This window comes from Thiolapillus sp., from assembly GCF_048562965.1.
Lineage (GTDB): Bacteria > Pseudomonadota > Gammaproteobacteria > Chromatiales > Chromatiaceae > Thiolapillus > Thiolapillus brandeum_A.
In genome coordinates this window covers 605-885 of the sequence record NZ_JBHNMF010001103.1, presented here as the reverse complement: position 1 = coordinate 885, position 281 = coordinate 605, and the positions used below count along the sequence as shown (strand labels likewise).

The window sequence follows — 281 nt, the reverse complement described above, 5'->3', positions numbered from 1 at the left end:
AGCCCCATCAGACGAGAAACCGCTGCTGTAGAGGCTTCTTTCAACCAGTCGATGACCAGAGCCTCAAACATGGCGGTAAACCCAGAACCCGGCTCGGCCCAGGGCACGGACACCGTAACAACACCATGCTCCTTGCATTTCACCCTCGGAACGTCCGCCAACAGAATGGTTTTGTACTGGCAAGTATCAAGATGTCGCCATTTGCGCTTTCGGGAATCATAGCCCGGCGATACCTCGCCGCAGGTCGGGCAACAGTGTTGCACCCCTTCCTCTTGTTCCAC

1 protein-coding gene is annotated in these 281 nt (G+C 56.2%); it reads right to left on the bottom strand.

The features are described 5' to 3' along the window. On the bottom strand, window positions 1-281 hold a 281-nt coding region (locus tag ACOCD2_RS22595; protein ID WP_419626179.1), incomplete at both ends, for a transposase family protein.